Source organism: Sphingomonas sp. AP4-R1, from assembly GCF_013113735.1.
Classification (GTDB): domain Bacteria; phylum Pseudomonadota; class Alphaproteobacteria; order Sphingomonadales; family Sphingomonadaceae; genus Sphingomonas_I.
The window spans coordinates 3,555,436-3,575,171 of record NZ_CP053346.1; the positions used below are offsets into that span (position 1 = coordinate 3,555,436).

A 19,736-nucleotide genomic window follows, 5' to 3' on the forward strand; every position below is an offset into this window, starting at 1 on the left:
TCTCCGGGGCGGGGGCGAGCGATCGCCCCCGCCTTTTTTCCGGGACCGTCGCGGTATCCGTCAAAGCCTCAATTCCGTTCGTGCTGAGCCTGTCGAAGCACTGTTCTTCTCTTCCTACCGCAAGAAAGAGGAACGGCCCTCCAACCGGCTCAGGGCAAACGGAAGGGGAAAAGCGGGTTCGCAATGATCCCTTTCTGATGGGGTGACTATGATGCTTCGCGCCTTGGCCGCTCTCGCCCCGGCCGCTCTCGCCATGTCCGGCATCGCGCTCGTCCTTCCGGCCTCGGCGCAACAGGCTCCCGCCATTCCGGGTGTCGATGCGCCCGAACTGGCGCGGCTGGGTACGCATCCGGTCGGCGTGGCGGATGTCGAGTTCGTCCAGCCGGGGCAGGCCGATCCCCTGTCGGAAGGCGCCACGCCCGCGATCGTCGATCGCCATCTTCCGATCAAGGTCTGGTATCCCGCCGCCACGCCGGGGCCCGGCACCACCTATCGCGCCGCGCTTCCCGGCGAGAATGGCGCGGATGTCGCTTTCACGGTGCCCGGCATCGCCACGCCCGGCGCACGGGCGGCCGCCGGCAAATTTCCGCTCGTGATCCTCGCCCACGGTTACAGCAACGTGCCCGAGGCGCTGTCGTGGCTCGGCGAGAATCTCGCGAGCAAGGGCTATGTCGTCGTGGCCCCCGCCTTTCGCGATCCCGCAATCTCCAACCGAACGCCTGCCGCAGCAGCGGGCCCGCTCGCGCGCCGTCCGCTCGATATCGTCTTCGCCGCTGCCGAGGCGCAGCGCCGCGCACGGGCAGGGCAGGGCGTCTTCGCCGCGGCCGACCCGGCGCGGACCGTGCTGATCGGTTATTCGATGGGCGGCTATGGTGTGCTTACCGCCGCCGGCGCCCCGCTCGATTCCAAGCTGGCAGCGGCCACGCGCGGCGTCCTCGCGCCTTATGTGACGGGTGGCGCCAAGGCCGGCGACATGAGGGTGGCCGATCTGAAGGCCGTCGTCGCCATCGCCCCGCCCGGCAATCTGCGCGGCACGGCCTTGTGGGCCTCGCCCGGCGTCGCCGCGATCCGCACGCCGACACTTTTCATCGTCGGCAGTCAGGATCATGTCGTCGGCTATGATCCGGGCGTGCGGACTTTGTTCGCGGACGAGGTCCATGCGCCGCGCTACCTGCTCACCTTCCGCGAGGCGGCGCACAGTATCGCGTTGATCGGCGCCCCGCCCGAGATGCGAAAGACCTTCTGGGACGAGGACTGGTTCGAGGACAGCGTGTGGCGCAAGGACCGCCTGCTCGCGGTGCAGGCCCATTTCATCACCGCCTTCCTCGATCGCACCGTGAAGGGCGACGCCGCCAAGGGCGCCTATCTCGATGGCCTCGTGCCCAACTCGGACGATGGCGTGTGGGCCGATGCCCCGTCCGGCCGCTACGCGGGCTATAGTCCGGGCGCGCCCGCCTCGACGATCTGGAAGGGCTTCCAGCCGAGCCGCGCCAAGGGCATGTCGCTGGAATATCGACCCGGATCCTAGGCATCCGACGAAATCATAACGGGAGATGATGATGCGAAAGACGATGGCTTATGGCCTGATCCTGCTGGCGGCGCTGCCCGCGCTCCCCGCCCTCGCGCAAGAGGCCGCACCTCCGCCGCCGGCCCCGCCGCTCGCCACCGTCGCCACCAGCCCGCACCTCATCTCCGCCGACATGCGGGCGGGCATGGAATTGTCCGGACCCTGGCATTATTCGATCGATCCGTTCCGCTCGGGCATTTCCGGCTTCCACGGCGCGATGCCCGATCCGGGCCAGCAGCGCTGGCTGGACATCGATCCACGCGCCGAAATGGCGAAGGATGGGCGCGTTCTCTACGAATTCGATCTCGGCCATTCTCCGCTCACCACCTTGCCCTCGTCCTGGCTCACCGAGGCGCCCGAACTGCGCCATTATCAGGGGCTGATGTGGTATCAGCGGACCTTCCCGGTCGCGGCCGGGCGCAAGGGGCGCTTCTTCCTCCGCTTCGGGGCGGCCAACTACAAAACGATCGTCTATCTGAACGGCAAGCCGGTCGGCCGGCACGAGGGCGGCTTCACGCCCTTCGCGTTCGAAGTGACGAAGCTGCTGCGCGACGGCGACAATCAGGTCACCGTCGGCGTCGACAGCACGGTGGATGCCACGACCGTGCCGCCCACCGTCACGGATTGGGAGAATTATGGCGGCGTCACCCGTCCGGTCCGCCTCGTCATGACGCCGGATACCTATGTGGACGACGCCTGGGTGCGCCTGACGCGCGACGGCAGGCTCGCCGCCGATGTGCATCTGGATGGGCCTCAGGCCGCCAACCGCACGATCCACCTTCGCATCCCCGAGCTGAAGCTGGATCAGGCGGCCACCACGGACGGGCAGGGCAATTGGCACGGGCTGGTCACGACGCCCGCCGCTCTCGTCCGCTGGTCGCCCGATCGCCCGAAGCTCTACGATGTCGCCGTCTCCAGCGGCGAGGATGAGTGGAAGGATCGGATCGGCTTCAAGACGATCGAGGTGCGCGGCACCGATATCCTGTTGAACGGCAAGCCCATCTTCCTGCGCGGCATCTCCGTGCATGAGGAGGAGATCGGCACCGAGCCCACCCGCGCCATCACCCCCGCCGCCGCCCGCGCGCTGCTGAGCGAGGTGAAGACCGGGCTGCACGGCAATTTCGTCCGCCTCGCCCATTATCCGCATGGCGAGGCGATGACGCGCATGGCCGACGAACTCGGCCTGCTCGTCTGGAGCGAGGTGCCCGTCTATTGGCAGGTCGCCTGGTCCAACCCGGACACGCTGGCGACGGCGCGCAACATGCTGGCCGAGAATATCACCCGCGACCACAACCGCGCCTCGGTCGCGATCTGGAGCGTGGCGAACGAGACGCCGATCACGGACGCGCGCAACACCTTCCTGCGCACCCTGATCGCGGACGTCCGCAAGCTCGACGACACCCGCCTCGTCAGCGCGGCCTTGCTGGTGGAGCGTGAGAAGGGCTCGGGCGCGCCGGTGATGGCGATGGTCGATCCGCTGGCCGACGCGCTCGATATCGTCGCGATCAACACCTACAATGGCTGGTACAGCCAGGATCGCCTCGCGACCCTGCCGTCCTCCACCTGGAAGGTGCCGACCGACAAGCCTTTGATCTTCTCCGAATTCGGTGCGGACGCCAAAGCGGGCTTCCACGACATCAAGGATCCGCAGAAGTTCTCCGAGGAATTCCAGGCGGAATATTATCGCCAGACGCTGGCCATGGCGGACAAGCTGCCGATGCTGCGTGGCCTTTCGCCCTGGATCCTCAAGGACTTCCGCTCGCCCCGCCGCCAGAATCCCGATTTCCAGCAGGGCTGGAACCGCAAGGGCCTGATCTCCGAAACGGGCCAGCGCAAGGAAGCCTTCGGCGTGCTGTCCGGCTATTATGCGAAGAAGGAAGCGGCCGCGAAATAGGAGAGCTGCGCCCGCTACCCCAACTCCGTTCGTTCTGAGCGAAGTCGAAGAACGTGCTTCAAGCGGTGCCCGCGAGGCCCGTGCTTCGACTTCGCTCAGAACGAACGGAGGACGGGGGGCGACCCTTGATCCCGCCACCCACCCTGCCGATAAGGCCGCATGGACATCCCAATCGGTCGGCGCGACCTTCTTCTCGGGGCGGGCGCCACAGCGCTCATCGGCACCACGGCATCCGGCAAGGTGTCCCCCGCCGATCCCCTGCTGTTCGCTTACTTCCTGACCGGCAAGGATGACGGCGTCGGCCTGAAGCTGGCCACCAGCGACGATGGTTACACGTTCCGCGCGCTGGGCGGCGGCCGCACCTTCCTCGCACCGGAGGTGGGCGAGAAGAAGTTGCTGCGCGATCCCTTCGTGTTTCGCGGCGCCGGGCCGGATGCGCCGTGGCACATGGTCTGGACCACCGCGTGGGAGGGCGTGACGATCGGCCACGCCACCACGCGCGATTTCCTCCACTGGTCGCCCCAGCGCGCCATACCGGTGATGGAAGGCGTGGCGGGCGTCCGCAATTGCTGGGCGCCCGAGGCGATCCACGATCCCGCGACCGGCCTGTTCACGCTCTTCTGGTCCAGCACCGTCACGGGCCGCTTCACGGAGACGGCGAGCAGCTCCGAATCCGCCTACAATCATCGCCTCTGGTGCACGCGCACCCGTGATTTCGAGCGCTTCACGCCGCCCGAACCGTTCTACGATCCGGGCTTCAGCGTGATCGACGGCACCTTCGCCACCGCGCCCGACGGCAGCCTCACTCTGATCGTGAAGGACGAGACGGTGACGCCGCCCCGCAAATGGCTGCGCGCGGCAAAGGCCAGGGGCCCGAACGGCCCGTTCGAGCCGCTCGGCGCGCCCTTCACGCCCTCGTGGGTGGAAGGCCCGATGACGACGCGCATCGGCGCCGATCTCGTCTGCTATTACGACGTCTATCGCGACGGCCGCTGGGGCGCCGCGAAGACGCGCGACATGGTGACATGGCAGGATGTGAGCGACCGGCTGACGATGCCGCCCGGCGCGCGCCACGGATCGCTGGTGCGGGTGCCGAAGGAGGTGATTGCGGCGTTGGGGTGAGGGGCTGGCAGCCTCTGTGCTGAACGATCGCGATGGGTGAACAACGGCCATATATTGCCTCGTCATCCCGGCCTTGAGCCGGGATCCCACTATCTTTGCGATGCTCCGAAAAACAAGAAGCGGGACCCCGGCTCAAGGCCGGGGTGACGAGGTTATCGACATGTCAGGAACGGGTGGAAAGCGGCCGTCCGTTCAGGCCCTCTCCGGCGAAGGCTGGAGAGGATTATGCGGCAACGTCCGCCACCGCCGATAGTCGACACTCCCATCCCCCGTCATCCCAACGAAGGCTGGGATCCATGTCCCTCTCTCAATGAGGCAATGATCGCCGGAATAGAAATGGATACTGGCCGGCGCTGACATGACGGATCAGGAGCGGGGACGCTCTCACGTCCCCGCCACACCTCGATCACCAGTTCCACATCGTCCCGTCTTCCAGCCGCGCCACTGGCAGATACGCCGGCTTGTACGGATACTTCGCCGCCTCGGCCTCGTCGATGTCCACGCCGTGGCCCACCGTCTCGCCCGGATAGAGCAGGCCGTCCTCGAAATGATAGGCGTGGGGGAAGACGGCGTCCGTCTCCGGCGTGTGGCGCATATACTCCTGGATGCCGAAATTGGGCACCCACGTGTCGAAATGGAGCGCCGTGCCCATCGTGACCGGCGAGAGATCGGTCGCGCCATGGCAGCCGGTGCGCACCTGATAGAGGCTCGCCAGATCGGCCACACGGCGCAGATGGCTGACGCCGCCCGATCCCACGATCGTCATGCGGATATAGTCGATCAGCTGGTTCTGGATCAGGTCCTTGGCGTCCCAGATCGTGTTGAAGATCTCGCCCACCGCCAGCGGGGTGGTGGTGTGCTGGCGGACGAGCTTGAACGCCTCCTGATTTTCGGCGGGCGTGCAATCCTCCAGCCAGAAGAGTTGGAACGGCTCCAGCAGCTTGCCGAGATTGGCGGCCTCCAGCGGGGTGTAGCGGTGGTGGCCGTCATGCAGCAGGTGATGGTCGAAGCCGTAGGTGTCGCGGATCTTCTCGAACAGCTTCGGGATGTAATTCAGCGCCTTGCGCGTGTCCCAGCCCATCAGCGAGGGCAAAGAGGCATCGGCGGGCTCGTAATAGAGCTTGCCGCGCCCGACGCCGTACACACCTTCCACGCCCGGAATGCCGGTCTGCGCGCGGATCGCCTTGTAGCCCATGTCGATATAGTGGCCGACCGCGTCGACCGTCTCTTCGATGTCGGTCCCGTTGGCATGACCATAGACCATCACGCCCTCACGGCTCTTGCCGCCAAGCAGGTCGTAGAGCGGCATGTTGGCCATCTTGGCCTTGATATCCCAGAGCGCCACGTCGACGGCGGCGATCGCGCGCATCGTCACGGGCCCGCGCCGCCAGTAAGCGCCGCGATACAGATATTGCCAGATATCCTCGATTCTGCGCGGATCCATCCCGATCAGGCAGGGGACGACATGATCCTGAAGATAGGAGACGACAGAAAGCTCGCGCCCGTTGAGCGTGCCGTCGCCTATGCCATATACGCCCTGATCGGTCTCGATCTTGAGCGTCACGAAATTCCGGCCCGGACAGGTAACGATGACTTTTGCCGCAGTGATCTTCATCTCTTCCAACTTCCGCTCTGTCGTTTGCGGCGATGGTAGCATCCGGCTTGCCGATTTCAAGAAAATTGGTATGTCCGATTTGTGCGGGGTGAGGATATGACGGGTTCGCCGAACAAAGCGATCGAGGCGGCATCGCCGGTGGGCGAGGCGCCGATGCAGGCGGATCGCCTGTACCAGCGGCTTGCCCGACAGCTGTTCGATGAACTGGCGGCGGGCCGCTACGAGATCGGCGCGCGCCTGCCCGCCGAGCGCGAGCTGGCGACGCTCTACAATGTCAGCCGGCCGGCCGTGCGCGAGGCGATGATCGCGCTGGAAGTGCAGGGGCTGATCGAGGTCAAGGTCGGCTCCGGCGCGTATGTGCGGCGCCTGCCGGGCAGCAAGGATCATCCCGATTTCCACGCCACCGCCTTCGAGTTGACCGAGGCGCGTCTGGTGTTCGAGGGCGAGGCGGCCGCGCTCGCCGCGATGCAGATCGGTGATGCGGAGCTGGACGCGCTGGATGCGCTGGTCGATCGGATCGCGCGGGAGAATGAGGAGCCGCAGTTCAGCGACAAGGCCGATCACGAATTTCATCTGCTGATCGCGCGGGCGAGTCGCAACGCCGTGATCGCGGATACGGTCGAGCGACTCTGGCAGATGCGCTCCAATTCGCCCGACTGCGCCTTGCTGCACGAGAAGGCGCGCACCGCGAACATCCGCCCGGATGTGGACGAGCATGCCGCGATCGCCCGTGCGCTGCGGGCGCGCGATCCGGAGGCGGCGCGCGGGGCGATGCGCGCGCATCTGGGGCAGGTGATGGATTATCTGCTGTTCACCACGGAGGAGCGCGCGATCGCACAGGCGCGCCGTTCGGTGGCATCGACCCGCGCACGCTTCGGTCGTACGCCCAAGGCCTGAGCCCTGCGGCAGCCTATGCCGTCCTGGCTTGACCAATTGAGGGCAGTCACTTTACCAATTCCGGAAAGCAATCGCGTCGGGAGAGCGAAGATGGTCCGGATCCTCGTCATGGCGGGCCTTGCCGCCTTCGCCCCGCCGGTTCAGGCACAGGCTCAGGGGACGGCACCGGATCGACCGCAAGTGACGGTCGAGGGCGGCGCGCTGGCGGGCGTCAGCGTCGATGGCGTCACGGCCTTCAAGGGTATTCCCTTCGCCGCGCCGCCGGTCGGCCCGCTGCGTTGGCGCGCGCCGCAGCCTGCCGCCGCCTGGTCGGGGGTTCGCGACGCCACCGATTATGGCCATGATTGCGTGCAGAATTATTCCGGTTTCCAGCAACGCGGATCGGAGCCGGCGGAGGATTGCCTCACTCTGAACGTGTGGCGGCCGATGGGGGCTGCGGGCAAGCTGCCGGTGATGGTCTGGATCTATGGCGGCGGCTTCGTGAACGGCTCCGCCTCCCGGCCCATCTATGCCGGCGATCGCTTGGCGAAGCAGGGCATCCTGGTGGTGAGCTTCAACTATCGCCTCGGCCGCTTCGGCACGTTCGCGCATCCCGCGCTGACGCAGGCGAACGAAGATCAGGGCCTCTTCGCCAATTACGGCTTCATGGACCAGATCGCGGCGATGCGGTGGATCCGGCGCAACATCGCCGCCTTCGGGGGCGATCCGGACAACGTCACGATCGTGGGCGAGAGCGCCGGCGGCATGTCCGTCCACAATCTGATCACCTCGCCGATGGGCAAGGGGCTGTTCGCCCGCGCCTTCATCGCTTCGGGCGGCAACGGCACGTCGATCGGGGGCACGACGATGGCGGATGCCGAGAAGGTCGGTGCCACCTTCGGCCAAAGCCAGTCGATCGCGCCCGGCGATCCGCAGGCCCTCGCGAAGCTGCGGGCGTTGCCGGTGGAGGCGGTGCGGGGCGATATCGCCCTGGGATCGGTATTAGGCGCAGGCCCCCGCACCTTCAGCAGTCCGTTCCCGGATGGGAGGGTCGCGCTCGATGTCGCCACCGCCTATCGGAGCGGCGCCTATCAGCATGTTCCGATCGTGATCGGCGCGACGAGCGGCGATCTGGGCGGGAAGGGCGGCATGATGATCGCGGGTGCGCGTATGCTGGCCGGCGAGATCTCGGCCGCCGGGGTGCCGACTTATTATTACCGCTTCTCCTACGTCGCCGATGCCGCCCCGACGCCGAAGAGCGAAGGCGCGATCCATGCGGATGATCTGCCTTATTATTTCGACACCGCCGACGTGAAATATGGCGCCGCGACCAGACCCGCCGACAGGCGGATGGGCCATATCATCTCGGCCTATCTCGTGAACTTCGTGAAGACCGGGGATCCGAACGGCGGTGGGCTGCCGAAGTGGGCGCCCTATCGCGGAGCCGATGGCACGATGATGGACTTTTCCGAGGCCGGGACTGCGGTGGCGGGGCCGGACCCGTGGGCGCACGACAGGTCCGGCAAGGCGGAGACCAAGCCGAAGAAGATTTCATCCTCGGCGAGTTAGGCGAGGCGACGAGAGTCTTGCTCTCCGTCATCCCGGACTTGATCCGGGGTCCCGCTGCCTTCTTTTGATCACGTGAAGGCAGCGGGACCCCGGATCAAGTCCGGGGTGACGAACCTCACAGCGCCCGGAACCTGAAATCCCGAAACCGGGCCGTGCCCGTGCCGGCCGAATAGAGGCCCGGTCGCAGCATCAGGAAGCCACCCCGCACATTGTGGTGATAGCCGGAGACTTCCATGCCGCGGTCGAAGCGGGTCCAGCTCTTGCCGCCGTCGCCGCTGGTGTGGATCGCGACGATGTGGCGCTTGTTGGCGATCCGAATCCGCATCCGGCGGCCATGAGGGTTGGCGGGGCGACCGCGCTCGATCCCATATTGGTGCGTGACGAACCGCTGCTCGTCGAAGCCCAGCCCGCAATAGAGCTTGTCGTCGTAGAACAGGACGAGCCCGGCCGTGCCGCCCGGCTCGATCTCGATATCGCATTCGAATTCGTAGGCGGGATCGCCCGCGATCAGCATCAGCGGGGAGGAACTGGACGGCGCCTCGCCGCGCGCCCGCATCAGCAGCGCGCCCTCCTCGACCCGGACCCGATCCTTCTCGTCCGGAGCGGGGCGGAAGAAGCTCCACTTGGAGCCCATCTCGAGCGTCGTGAAAGCGTCGGACAGCTTATGGCCGTGCGGACCGCCCTTGCCGCCCTTCGGCTTGGGCAGGGGCTTCGAGAGATCGCCGCCCAGCATCTCGAACCAGCCGTCCGGGGTCCAGCGGATCGGATCGAGCAGGGTCTGGCGGCCGAGCGTCCAGAAGCCGTTCTCGAAGCCGTGATAGACGACCCACCAGCTGGCATCCGGCGCCTCGACCAGAGAGGCGTGGCCGCGCGACCACCATGTCTCCCGATCGTCGACGGTGCGGACGAGGGGATTGCGCGGATGATTCTCCCATGGCCCGTGGATCGAGCGCGAACGGGCGGCGATCACCATGTGGCCGGTGGGCGGACCGGCCGTGCCGCCGACGGCGGTGATCAGATAGAAATAGTCGCCGTGCCGCTGCACCTTGGGGCCCTCGGGCGAGAAGCCCTCGACATCCCACTCCGGCGGATAATGCCAGGGATCATAGACATGCTCGACCGCGCCCACCGTGGAGAGGCCGTCGTCCGCCAGCCGGATGCGATCGCCGCCGGAGAGGAACAGCCAGCGCGAGCCATCCTCGCCCACGACATGGCAGGGATCGATATGGTTGGGCAGATGGAGGTCGATCGGCTCGCTCCACGGCCCGTCGATATGATCGGACCAGATCACGTAGCTGGTGTTCGGCTCGGCCTTGACCGGGATGTAGAGGAAATAGCGACCCTGATGCTTGACCAGGCTCACCGCCCAGACCGAGCCGATATTCCTGTGGAGCGCGGGGCGGCGGGGGCGCCAGTTCACCAGATCCTGCGAGTGCCAGATGATCAGGCCCGGATAGGAATCGAAGCTGGAGAAGGTCATGTAATAATCCGCGCCGTCCTTCAGGATGGCGGGATCGGGCCGGTCGCCGGAGATCAGCGGATTGAGGAAATGCCCGTCGCCGAGATCGGCGATGCGCTGCCCGTCGAAGCCGCGCTGCCAGGGGGAGGCGGAGGGCGGAGTGGCGGAGGTGACGGCCAAAGCCGTTTTTGAAAATCCGGGACCGGCGAGGGTGGCGCCCCCGGCCAGAGCGGCGAGCAGACTTTCGCGGCGCGTGACGGACAAGGCGCGGTTCCTCCCTGTAATGGCGCACTTTTCTCGGGCAGGCCGGAGTGCGTTAGCGCTATCAGGGGTATGGCGCGGGGCGATGCCTGTCAACGCGGCGGTGCCGGTGACGGCTGTGGTGACGGGGTGTGGTGACGGGTGGGTGACGGAGGTGGCCCGGCGCGAGGCCGGGCCGGGGCGTCAGTCTTCCTTGGGGCGGGTGCGGAGCAGCGAGAGCGGCAGCAGCAGGAGCATGAACAAGGTGGCGGAGACGATGCCGCCGACGATGACGCAGGCGAAAGGGCGCTGCGTTTCCGAGCCGATGCCGGTGGAGAGCGCCGCCGGGAGCAGGCCGAGGCCCGCCATCAGCGCCGTCATCAGGATCGGGCGGAGACGATCGATCGCGCCCTCGATCACGGCAACCTCGAACGTGTCGCCATTCACGAAGCGGTGCGTGATATGCTCCAGCATCACCACGCCATTCTGCACCGAAATGCCCGCCACGGCGATGAAGCCGACTGCGGCGGACACGGACATGTGCAGCCCGGCGATGCCGAGCGCGAAGATGCCACCGACCATCGTGAAGGGCACCATGGCGAGGATCAGCACGGCCGAGCGCACCGAACGGAACGCGCCGAACAGCAGGATGAAGATGCCGAACAAGGCGATCGGCACGATGACCGCGAGACGCTTCATCGCGCGCTGCTGGTTTTCGAACTGGCCGCCCCACACCATCCGGTAGCCGGCCGGCAGCTTGACCTGATCGGCGACCGCCTTCTGCGCATCGGTGACGAAGCCGCCCTGATCGCGCCCGTCGACATTGGCCTTCACCGCCGCGTTGCGGCCGCCATTCTCGCGGCTGATGCGCGAGGCGCCGACGCGCAGATCGACATGCGCGATCTCGCCCAGCGAGATCGTGCCACCCGCCGGGAGCGGGATCTGCAAGGCGGCCAGATCGTCGACCGCGCGGCGCTGATCGGGCGCGAAACGCAGCACGATATCGAAGTTGCGATCCGCTTCGTAGGCCGTGCCGACGACGGCGCCGCCGAAGGCGGTGGCGATGGCGTTGTTGGCATCGGTGGAGTTCAGGCCGTAGCGGGCCATCGCATCGCGATCGAGCACGGCGCGGATCTCGGTCTGGCCGCCGGACTTGACCGCATCCACGTCGGCCGCGCCCGGCACGGCGGCGATCACGCGCGCCGTCTTTTCGGACAAGGCTTCGAGGATCGAGAGATCGGGGCCGAAGATCTTGACCGAAATCTCGCCCTTCACGCCCGACAGGCTTTCCTCGACGCTGTCCTCGATCGCCTGGCTGAAATTGGTCGGTACGCCCGGAATGGCGGCGATACGCTTGCGCATATCGTCTTCCAGCGCCGCCTTGGTCGGGAATTGCGAACGCCAGTCGCCGCGCGGATTGAGATCGATCAGCATCTGCAGGCTGGACGGGCCCTTGGGATCGGTGCCGTCATCCGGGCGGCCGGCTTCGGAGCTGACCTGATGCACTTCGGGATAGGAGAGCATGATCGCACGGATGCGCGCCTCGACACGGCGCGTCGTGTCCATCGCCGCCGACGGGGTCAGCTGGATTGTCAGCCAGATATTGCCTTCGTCCAGCTTGGGCAGGAATTCCGAACCGAGCCTCGGCACATAGGCGGCGGACAGGATCAAGGCGGCGATCGAGATGCCGAAGACCAGCTTTCCGCGCTCACCGGCCTTCATCATCACGGCGCGATAGCGATCGCGCAATTTGTCCATCCAGGCGATGTGCTTCTCGGCCATGTCGTAGCGATCGGTGAGGAAGCTCAGCACGGATGGCAGGAAGGTGAGCGTCAGGACCAGCGCCGCCGCCAGCGCGAACGAGAGCGTGAGCGCCACCGGCGAGAACATCTTTCCTTCCACGCGCTGGAAGGTGAAGATAGGCACGAAGGCCATGATGATGATGGCCTTGGAGAACAGGATCGGCCGCGCGAGATTGGCGACCGTGTTCCGCAGCACCTGACGCCGCCGGGTCTGATCCGGCTGGACGCCGTGATGCTTTTCCGCCTCCAGCGACAGCGCCACCATCAGCGCCTCGACCAGCACGACGGCGGAGTCGATGATGATGCCGAAATCGACCGCGCCCATCGAAATGAGATTGGCGGGCACGCTCACGCCGCTGAGGCCGGCAAAGGCCGCGAGCAGGGCCAGCGGGATGATCGCCGCCACCGCCAGCGCCGCGCGCCAGTTGCGCAGGAAGATCAGCAGCAGCACCGTGACCAAGGTGGCGCCGACGACGAGATTTTCGGCCACCGTCTCCACGGTGCGATCGAGCAGCTTGGTGCGCTGATAGGTCGGGCGGATCTGGATCGGCTGGCGGCCGGTGCGCTTGGCGTCCAGCGCGAACTGGGCGTTGAGCTGGTCGACCGTCTCGCGCACGCCCTTCACGACGACGGAGGCGTTCTGGCGCTTGACCATCGTGACGATGCCTTCGCTGACATCGTTCTCGCGATCGATCGCGACCATGCCGCTACGCTCGGGCGTGCCGATCACGACATCGCCCAGATCGCGCACGCGGATGGTGGCGCCGTCCTTGGCCTTCACCACGGCATTGCCGACATCGTCGATATTCTTGAACAGGCCGATGCCGCGCACGACGACGGCTTCGTCGCCGCGCGGGATCGTGCCGCCGCCGACGTTGGAATTGGCGTTGCCCACGGCCGTCTGGATATCGGACAGCGTGACGCCATAGCGCTTCAACGCGTCGGGACGGACGAGGATCTGATATTGCTTGATGCTGCCGCCGAAGCTGGTGACGTCGGCTACGCCCGGCACCATGCGGAGCGCGGGGCGCACGACGAAATCCTGGATCGCGCGCGCTTCATAGAGCGGCATGTCCTTCGGCTTTTCGAGCACGTAGCGATAGACTTCGCCCACCGCCGTCGAAAGCGGGGCGAGGCTGGGCACGGTGCCCGCCGGCAGATCCGCGTCGCGCAGCTTTTCCAGCACCTGCGAGCGGGCGAAATAATCGTCCGTGCCGTCGGCGAAGATCATCGTCACCACGGACAGGCCGGTGATCGAAACCGAGCGGATGTCGGTGACGCCCGGCGTGCCCGCCACGGCGCGCTCGATCGGCAGCGAGATGGCGCGCTCGATCTCCTCGGGAGCCTGGCCCTGCTGCTGCGTGATGACCACGACCTGCACGTCCTGCACGTCGGGGAAGGCCTCGATCGGCAGGGTCGTCACCGCGCGGCCGCCGACGATGATCAGAGCGATCACCATCACGATCACGAAGATCCGCTTCTCTACGGCGAAGCGGGCCAGTTTTTCGAGCATGCCGGTCAGTCCCCGGCCAGCTGGGCGTTCAGCAGCAGCGCGCCTTCGCCGACGATCCTGTCGCCATCCTTGATCCCGTCCGTCACATAAGAGGCGCTGTCGCCGCGCTGGCTCACCTTCACGGGGATGCGGCGGAAGCGGCCGGGTCCTTCGACGCGGAAGAGATAGGTCTGCATGCCCTGCTCGAAGAGCGCGGCATTGGGGACCTTCACGGCGCGGCGGCCGTCATCGGTGACGAGGCGCGCGCGGGCATACATTTCGGGCTTCAGCGCCATATCCGGATTGGCGACCTCGGCGCGCACCTGCACGCGGCGCGTGCCGGGATCGACGGCGAGGCCGATCTGGCTGATCTTCCCCTCGAACCGGCGATCGGGGAAGGCCGGCACGTCGAACTCGATCTTCTCGCCGATGCGCGCGCGGGAGATGGAGGTCTCCGGCACGTCGACATAGAGCCACAATTTCTTCGGATCGGTGACGGTGAAGAGCGGGCTCTGGCCGGCGGCGATCTGCTGGCCGGGATTGATCTGGCGATCGACCACGGCGCCGGTGACGGTGCTGGTCAGCGCCAGCGAATCGCCCGCGCCCTGGCCGAGATTGCCCAGCCGCAGGCGCGCGCGCTCCAGCTCCGCCGAGGCGGCCGACGCATCCGCCTGCGCGCCTTCCAGATCGCGCCGCGCGATGGCGCCGCCCGAATAGAGCAGGTTCGAGCGCTGCATCTCGCGCGCCTTGCGATCATTGTCGGCGCGCGCCTTCAGCACGTCCGCGCGCGCCTGGCCGATGTCCGGCGCATCGAGATAAGCGAGCGGCTGGCCGGCGCGCACGGTCTGGCCGATATCGGCCATGATCCGGGTGACGCGGCCCGCGATCGGCGCGCCGACACGGCTCGTCTCGGATTCGTCCACGCCCAGACGCGCGTTCATGTCGTCCGACACGGGCAGGGGGCTCATCGCCGCCGTCACGGTCTGGATCGAATCCAGCTCGGGCGATCCGGCCGCATAGGTGATGAGATCGGTCGACTGGGTGGCGGGGGCCGCGGGCGCGTCCGCTTTCTTGCCGCAGCCCGCCAGTGCGGCGAGCAACGTCAGCGAGACCAGGCCCGTGCAGGAAATCAGCCTGCTTCTCATCGTCAATCGTCTCCGCTCGTTTCGGCGGCCCGCACGCGGGCGATCGCGCGGGCCTCATCGCTATGGGCGTCGATCGCCCCCAGTTCGGTGGTTCTGAGCGCGCGCCGCGCATCCAGCAGCTGGAGCAGCGAGGTGGCGCCGTTGGTATAGGCGAATTCGGCGACATCGGCCGCACGGTGCGCGGCGGGCAGCTCCGACTGATCGAACAGCTGGCGCCGGCGGATCGCCTCCTCCAGCGCGCGGCGCGCGATCACGATTTCGGCGGTAGCGGTGGCGAGCGCCTTGCGCGCATCGGCCTCGGCCTGGACCAAAGCGGTGCCGGCGGCATCCACTTCGCCGCTATAGCGATTGCGGACCGGGATCGGCACGGAGATGCCGACGCCCATGCTGCTGCCGACGCCGAGATCGCCGGCGGCCCGCTCATATTGCGCGCCGACCGTCACGTCCGAATAGCGCAGCGCGTGCGCGCCATCGAGATTCTTGCGCGCCGCCTCGATCTGGGCCTGCGCGCTCAGCACGTCCGGGCGGCGCAGGGCGACGGCGTCGGCGGGCTCGGTGCTGACCTGGGTGGAGGAGGGCCAGTCGCCGGTGGTGGAGAGCAGCGGCGCCTGCGCCTCGCGCCCGATCAGCCCGGCGAGCGCGAGCTGGCTTTCGCGCCAGTCGGTCACGGCCTGCTGGGCATCGGTCTGGGCGTGGATCGCCTCCACCTTCTGGCGGGCGAGATCGCCCTGCGACAGGCCGCCCGCATGCTCCTGCTTGCCGGCGATCTTCGCGCTGTCCGTATAGGCATTGGCGATGGCGGTGAGCAGCTCGACCTTCGCCTCGGCCGCCTTCAGATCGAAATAGGCGCCGGTGACGGCCTGGCGCATCTGACGGCGGGCGTCGGCGAAATCATCCTCGGCCGATTGCACCATCGCGCGGGCGGCGCCGGTGCGTGCGCGCCTTTTGCCGCCGCGCTCCAGCGGCACGTCGATTCGCGCGACCGTGTCCGCCACCTGCCCGTAAGGGAGATTGCCGATCCGGTTCGGGCGGACCTGCACCGCATTCACGCTGAAGACGGGATTCGGCGCGGTATCGGCGCTGCGTAGATTGGCCTGCGCGGTCTTCACCGCCAGCCGCGCCGTCAGCACGTCGATATTGGCGCTTTCGGCGGCCTCGATCGCGGACGGAAGCGTGAGCGGCATGAGCCCCTCCTGCGGGGGCGCGGCATGAGCCGTTCCCGCACCGATCACCGCGGCGAGAATTCCGATCCACATACGCCGCGCTACGGAATTCAAATCCGCGCCTTCTGAAGACATCAATGGCCCGACTTCGTGCCAGAGTGAAGATAGCCGATGCGTAACCGAAAGCGCTGCAAGTTCAAGCTCCCCGAAACCCGTTGGCGATGCGATCAGGAGAGCCTGTCTGACAAGGGCCTCGGCGCGCTAGCGGAGCGTTTACAACGTCTCATGAACGATATTGCAACACCGGAAAGCCGTGGAATATTCGACGATTTTCGCGGTTTTACGATGTTTTACGGCATGCCCCGGCGCGCAAGGGCGATGCCGGCGAGGTTTCGGGATCGGGGCACCTGCCGCATCCGCAGACGCGGGATGCGGGGCGCGAGCGACCGGAATTTTTCGAGATAGGGCTGCAGGTGCGGGCTGCGGCAGGGCCAGCGTCCGGAGGCCTGCTCGATCACCAAAGTGGAATCGCCGATCAGCAAAGCGTCGGTCGCGCCGGCCGCGATCGCCAGCTCCAGCGCGTGGAGCAAAGCGAGCCACTCGGCCTCATTATTGTCGCCCGATCCCAGATCGTCCCGGAAGAAAGCCTGGCCGCGCAGGACGGCGGCGATCTCCATCGGGCCGGGATTCGGGCGGCAGCCGCCATCGAAAAAGAGGGTCGTCCGGTCGCGCCGCATCGGGCGATCATCGGCGTTTCGTGCGTTGGGGTAAACGGGAAGGGCGCGTCGGGGTGTCACTCTCGGCCCGATGAGGGTAGGGGCAACGCCGGGCGGCCATTGGGGGCGCCTGAGTCCATAGGGAACGGAATGGCTTTCAAGGTACCAGATTTCAACGAACGGACGGCGGCAGCGGCGGCGGCCAAGCAGCGCGCGCTGGACAAGTTGCGCGCCAAGCCGGCGCTGGATCCCGCCGTCGTCGCCGAGCGGCAGGCGGCGCGCGAAGCGCGCGAGGCGGCCGAGGCGGAGAAGCGCGCGGCGCGGCAGGCCGAGCTTGCAGCCGCCAAGGCGGCGAAGGCGGAAGCCAAGGCGGCCCGGGCTGCGGCCGAGCTGGAGCAGAAGCAGGCCTCGATCAAGCCGCAGAAGACCGCGGAAGAGCTGAAGGCGGCGCGGGATGCGCGTTATGCGGCGCGCAAGGCCCGCAAGAAGTGATCCCCCGCGAGGTGATCGCGGTCGCGGACGTGCCGGGCGGTCCGCCGCTCCGGCTCGTCCGCCACGGCGGCGATCACATCATCATGCTCGAACGCAACGAGCTGATGAGCACGCGCAAGAGCGGATCCGAAAAGGCGCTGGCGACGATGACGTGCGAGCGTCTCGGCCAGCGCAAGGCGCCGCATCTGCTGATCGGCGGCTACGGCATGGGCTTCACCCTGCGCGCGGCGCTGGGCGAGCTGGGCGCGGATGCGCGGATCACGGTGGCCGAACTGGTGCCGGACATCCTCGACTGGGCGCGCGGGCCGATGGAGGCGCTCACCGACGGCTGCCTCGACGATCGGCGCGTGGAGGTCCGCATCGGCGATGTCGGCGCGGCGATGGAGGCGGGCCGCTATGACGCGATCCTGCTCGACGTCGACAATGGCCCGGACGGGCTGACGCGCCCGGCCAATGACGCGCTCTATTCGATGGCGGGCCTCGCGCGGGCGAAGCGCGCGCTGCGGCCGGGTGGAATCCTCGCCGTCTGGTCCGCCGGACCCGATCCGACGTTCACGCGGCGGCTGGGGGCGGCGGGCTTCGCGGTCGATGAGGTGAAGCTGCGCGCCCGCGAGAACGGCAAGGGCCCGATCCACGTGATCTGGTTCGCCAGCCTCAGATAAACCTCGGGATCGGCCCGATCTGGGGCGTCTGGTCGGGCAGGTCGACGAAATCCTCGTCGACGAAGCACCAGCCCCAGCCTTCGGGCGGATCATAGCCCTCAATGATCGGATGGCCTGTCGCGTGGAAATGCGCGGTGCCATGCTTGCCGGGCGACTGATCGCAGCAGCCGACATGGCCGCAGACCCGGCACAGCCGCAGATGCACCCACCAGCCGCCCGTCTTCAGGCATTCCTCGCACCCCTTGGTGGCGGGGGTGACATCCCGGACGCTGGCGGAATGGCTGCATTGGGACATGGAGGCTCCTGGATCCGGGGACTTTAGAAAGTCAGCCGGACTTCACGGTGAATGCAAGAGGTGCTGTTCTTCCTTTCGCGCGAGGTCGAAGGAAGGACGGTGCTTCGACAAGCTCAGCATGAGAGGGTGGAGGGAGATTCTGAACCCCGCTCCTGCGTCGGCTGCGATGAGTGGTGGATCGCGGCCTGTTTCCTGTAAGGGCTACGGCATGGATATCGCCGTCACGCCGCCGCTCGTCGCAGCCCCGCCCGTCTCGGCGCGGGCGGAAGCGGGCGCGCTCGCGCGGCTGGCCGGGCCGCTCGTCGGCGCGAATCTGCTGCAGATGGCGATCGCGGCGGTGGACGTGGTGTTCGCCGCGCGCCTCGGCCCGCGCGATCTGGCCGCCGCCACGCTTGGCAGCTATTTCTTCAATATCCTGAGCTACGCACTGATCGCGCTGGCCGCCGCCGCCGCGCCGCTGATCGCGGCCGAACTGGGCCGCCGCGCCCATGCCGTGCGCGAAGTACGCCGCAGCTTCCGCATGGCGATGTGGGCGGGCTTGCTCTGCGCGATCCCGGTGATGCTGCTGCTCTCGCAGGGCGAGGCGCTGTTCCTGCTGGCGGGGCAGGATCCGATCGTGGCCGAGCGCGCGGGCGGCTTCCTCTCGGTGCTGCTGTGGGGGATGCCGCTGGCGGTGGCGGCGGGCGTGATGCGCTCCGGCTCCGCCGCGCTGGGGCGGCCGGGCTGGACCTTCCTCGTCACCGGGCTGGCGCTGGTGCTGGACGTGGTGGGCAACTGGGCCTTCATCTTCGGCCATCTCGGATCGCCCGCCATGGGCCTGAAGGGATCGGCGCTCGCCAACGTGCTGGCCTATGCGGCGATGGCGCTGTGCTTCGGGCTCATCCTGCTCTTCGATCGCAAGCTGCGGCGCTATCGCCTGTTCGGCCTGTGGTGGCAGTTCGACATGGTCCGCGCGCGGGACATCCTGCGGCTCGGCCTGCCCATTTCGGTGACCTGGGTGTTCGAGGCGGGGCTGTTCACGGGCGCCGCGCTGCTGATGGGGCTGATCGGGGTAGCCGAGGTGGCGGCGCATGCGATCGCGCTGAACATCGCCGCCGTCGCCTTCCAGATCCCGTTCGGCATCGCGCAGGCCGCGACGATCCGCGTCGGCCTCGCCTTTGGGGCGGGGGACCGGCCGTGGGTGGCGCGCGCGGGCAATGTCGCGCTGACGGCGGGGATCGGCGTGATGGGGGTGACGGCCTTCATCATGTGGGCCGTGCCGGACGTGCTGATCTCCGCTTACCTCGATCCGGCCGTGCCGGCGGACGCGGCGGTGGCGGCGCTGGCGAAGCGCTTCCTGGCGGTGGCGGCCGTGTTCCAGCTGGTGGACGGCGCGCAGGCGGTGGCGGCGGGCGTGCTGCGCGGGCTGCAGGATACGCGCGTGCCGATGGTCATCGCGCTGGCGGGCTATTGGGTGCTCGGTTTCGGCAGTTCGGTGATGCTCGGCTTCTTCACGCCGATGGCGGGCGTGGGCATCTGGTGGGGGCTGGCGATCGGCCTCGCGGTGGTGGCGGTGCTGCTGGTGGGGCGCTGGCGGGCGCGGGCGCGGCTCGGGCTGCTGCCGGCTTTGTCGCAAGCATGAGGGCCG

The 19,736-nt window shown here is 67.5% G+C and carries 15 protein-coding genes; 8 read left to right on the plus strand and 7 right to left on the minus strand.

Annotated elements, in window-relative coordinates:
* Window positions 1-208: 208 nt before the first annotated feature.
* The 3 genes from HL653_RS16380 to HL653_RS16390 all read left to right on the plus strand — a co-directional run bounded on the left by HL653_RS16380 (window position 209) and on the right by HL653_RS16390 (window position 4,583).
* Window positions 209-1,528 carry a dienelactone hydrolase gene (locus HL653_RS16380; protein ID WP_171745462.1) on the plus strand — a complete coding sequence of 440 codons (1,320 nt, stop codon included), beginning with the start codon at window positions 209-211 and terminating at the stop codon, window positions 1,526-1,528.
* Between the two features lie 25 nt (window positions 1,529-1,553).
* Window positions 1,554-3,461: a glycoside hydrolase family 2 protein gene (locus tag HL653_RS16385; protein WP_171745463.1), complete on the plus strand. Its 1,908-nt coding sequence runs from the start codon at window positions 1,554-1,556 to the stop codon at window positions 3,459-3,461.
* Window positions 3,462-3,620: 159 nt separating this feature from the next.
* Complete coding sequence (locus tag HL653_RS16390; RefSeq protein ID WP_253716974.1) at window positions 3,621-4,583, plus strand: glycoside hydrolase family 43 protein; 963 nt, start codon at window positions 3,621-3,623, stop codon at window positions 4,581-4,583.
* Between the two features lie 406 nt (window positions 4,584-4,989).
* On the opposite strand, the gene manD is transcribed toward HL653_RS16390, so the two are convergent.
* Window positions 4,990-6,198 carry a D-mannonate dehydratase ManD gene (gene manD, locus HL653_RS16395; RefSeq protein ID WP_171745464.1) on the minus strand — a complete coding sequence of 403 codons (1,209 nt, stop codon included), beginning with the start codon at window positions 6,196-6,198 and terminating at the stop codon, window positions 4,990-4,992.
* A gap of 153 nt (window positions 6,199-6,351) precedes the next feature.
* Here manD and HL653_RS16400 point away from each other — a divergent pair, with 153 nt between their 5' ends.
* Together HL653_RS16400 and HL653_RS16405 are read left to right on the plus strand one after the other, a co-directional pair.
* Window positions 6,352-7,095, plus strand: coding sequence for a FadR/GntR family transcriptional regulator (locus HL653_RS16400; protein ID WP_171747046.1), 744 nt, complete (start codon window positions 6,352-6,354; stop codon window positions 7,093-7,095).
* Between the two features lie 90 nt (window positions 7,096-7,185).
* Window positions 7,186-8,643 carry a carboxylesterase/lipase family protein gene (locus HL653_RS16405; RefSeq protein ID WP_253716976.1) on the plus strand — a complete coding sequence of 486 codons (1,458 nt, stop codon included), beginning with the start codon at window positions 7,186-7,188 and terminating at the stop codon, window positions 8,641-8,643.
* 115 nt (window positions 8,644-8,758) lie between these two features.
* On the opposite strand, the gene HL653_RS16410 is transcribed toward HL653_RS16405, so the two are convergent.
* From HL653_RS16410 to HL653_RS16430, 5 genes are all read right to left on the minus strand, one after another.
* Window positions 8,759-10,366, minus strand: coding sequence for a family 43 glycosylhydrolase (locus tag HL653_RS16410; protein WP_171745465.1), 1,608 nt, complete (start codon window positions 10,364-10,366; stop codon window positions 8,759-8,761).
* Between the two features lie 180 nt (window positions 10,367-10,546).
* Window positions 10,547-13,657, minus strand: a complete 3,111-nt coding sequence (locus HL653_RS16415; protein ID WP_171745466.1) for an efflux RND transporter permease subunit — start codon at window positions 13,655-13,657, stop codon at window positions 10,547-10,549.
* A gap of 5 nt (window positions 13,658-13,662) precedes the next feature.
* A complete protein-coding gene (locus tag HL653_RS16420; protein WP_171745467.1) occupies window positions 13,663-14,781 on the minus strand; it encodes an efflux RND transporter periplasmic adaptor subunit in 1,119 nt (372 codons plus the stop codon).
* A 2-nt stretch (window positions 14,782-14,783) separates the two neighbouring features.
* Window positions 14,784-15,965 (minus strand): TolC family protein, encoded by a 1,182-nt coding sequence (locus HL653_RS16425; protein WP_171745468.1) that lies wholly within the window; start codon window positions 15,963-15,965, stop codon window positions 14,784-14,786.
* A 329-nt stretch (window positions 15,966-16,294) separates the two neighbouring features.
* A complete protein-coding gene (locus HL653_RS16430; protein ID WP_171745469.1) occupies window positions 16,295-16,681 on the minus strand; it encodes a reverse transcriptase-like protein in 387 nt (128 codons plus the stop codon).
* Window positions 16,682-16,810: 129 nt separating this feature from the next.
* Here HL653_RS16430 and HL653_RS16435 point away from each other — a divergent pair, with 129 nt between their 5' ends.
* Together HL653_RS16435 and HL653_RS16440 are read left to right on the plus strand one after the other, a co-directional pair.
* On the plus strand, window positions 16,811-17,152 hold the full coding sequence (locus HL653_RS16435) for a DUF6481 family protein (RefSeq protein WP_171745470.1): 342 nt from the start codon (window positions 16,811-16,813) through the stop codon (window positions 17,150-17,152).
* Entirely contained in the window at window positions 17,149-17,814 is a 666-nt protein-coding gene (locus HL653_RS16440) for a spermidine synthase (RefSeq protein ID WP_171745471.1), read from the plus strand. Before HL653_RS16435 ends, HL653_RS16440 begins: the two co-directional genes overlap by 4 nt.
* Here the strand turns inward: HL653_RS16440 and HL653_RS16445 are convergent.
* Complete coding sequence (locus tag HL653_RS16445) at window positions 17,807-18,109, minus strand: UBP-type zinc finger domain-containing protein (RefSeq protein ID WP_171745472.1); 303 nt, start codon at window positions 18,107-18,109, stop codon at window positions 17,807-17,809. The two genes, HL653_RS16440 and HL653_RS16445, sit on opposite strands and share 8 nt — an antisense overlap.
* Before the next feature lie 208 nt (window positions 18,110-18,317).
* Between HL653_RS16445 and HL653_RS16450 the strand changes: the two genes are divergently transcribed.
* Window positions 18,318-19,730, plus strand: a complete 1,413-nt coding sequence (locus HL653_RS16450) for an MATE family efflux transporter (RefSeq protein ID WP_171745473.1) — start codon at window positions 18,318-18,320, stop codon at window positions 19,728-19,730.
* Window positions 19,731-19,736 lie beyond the last annotated feature (6 nt).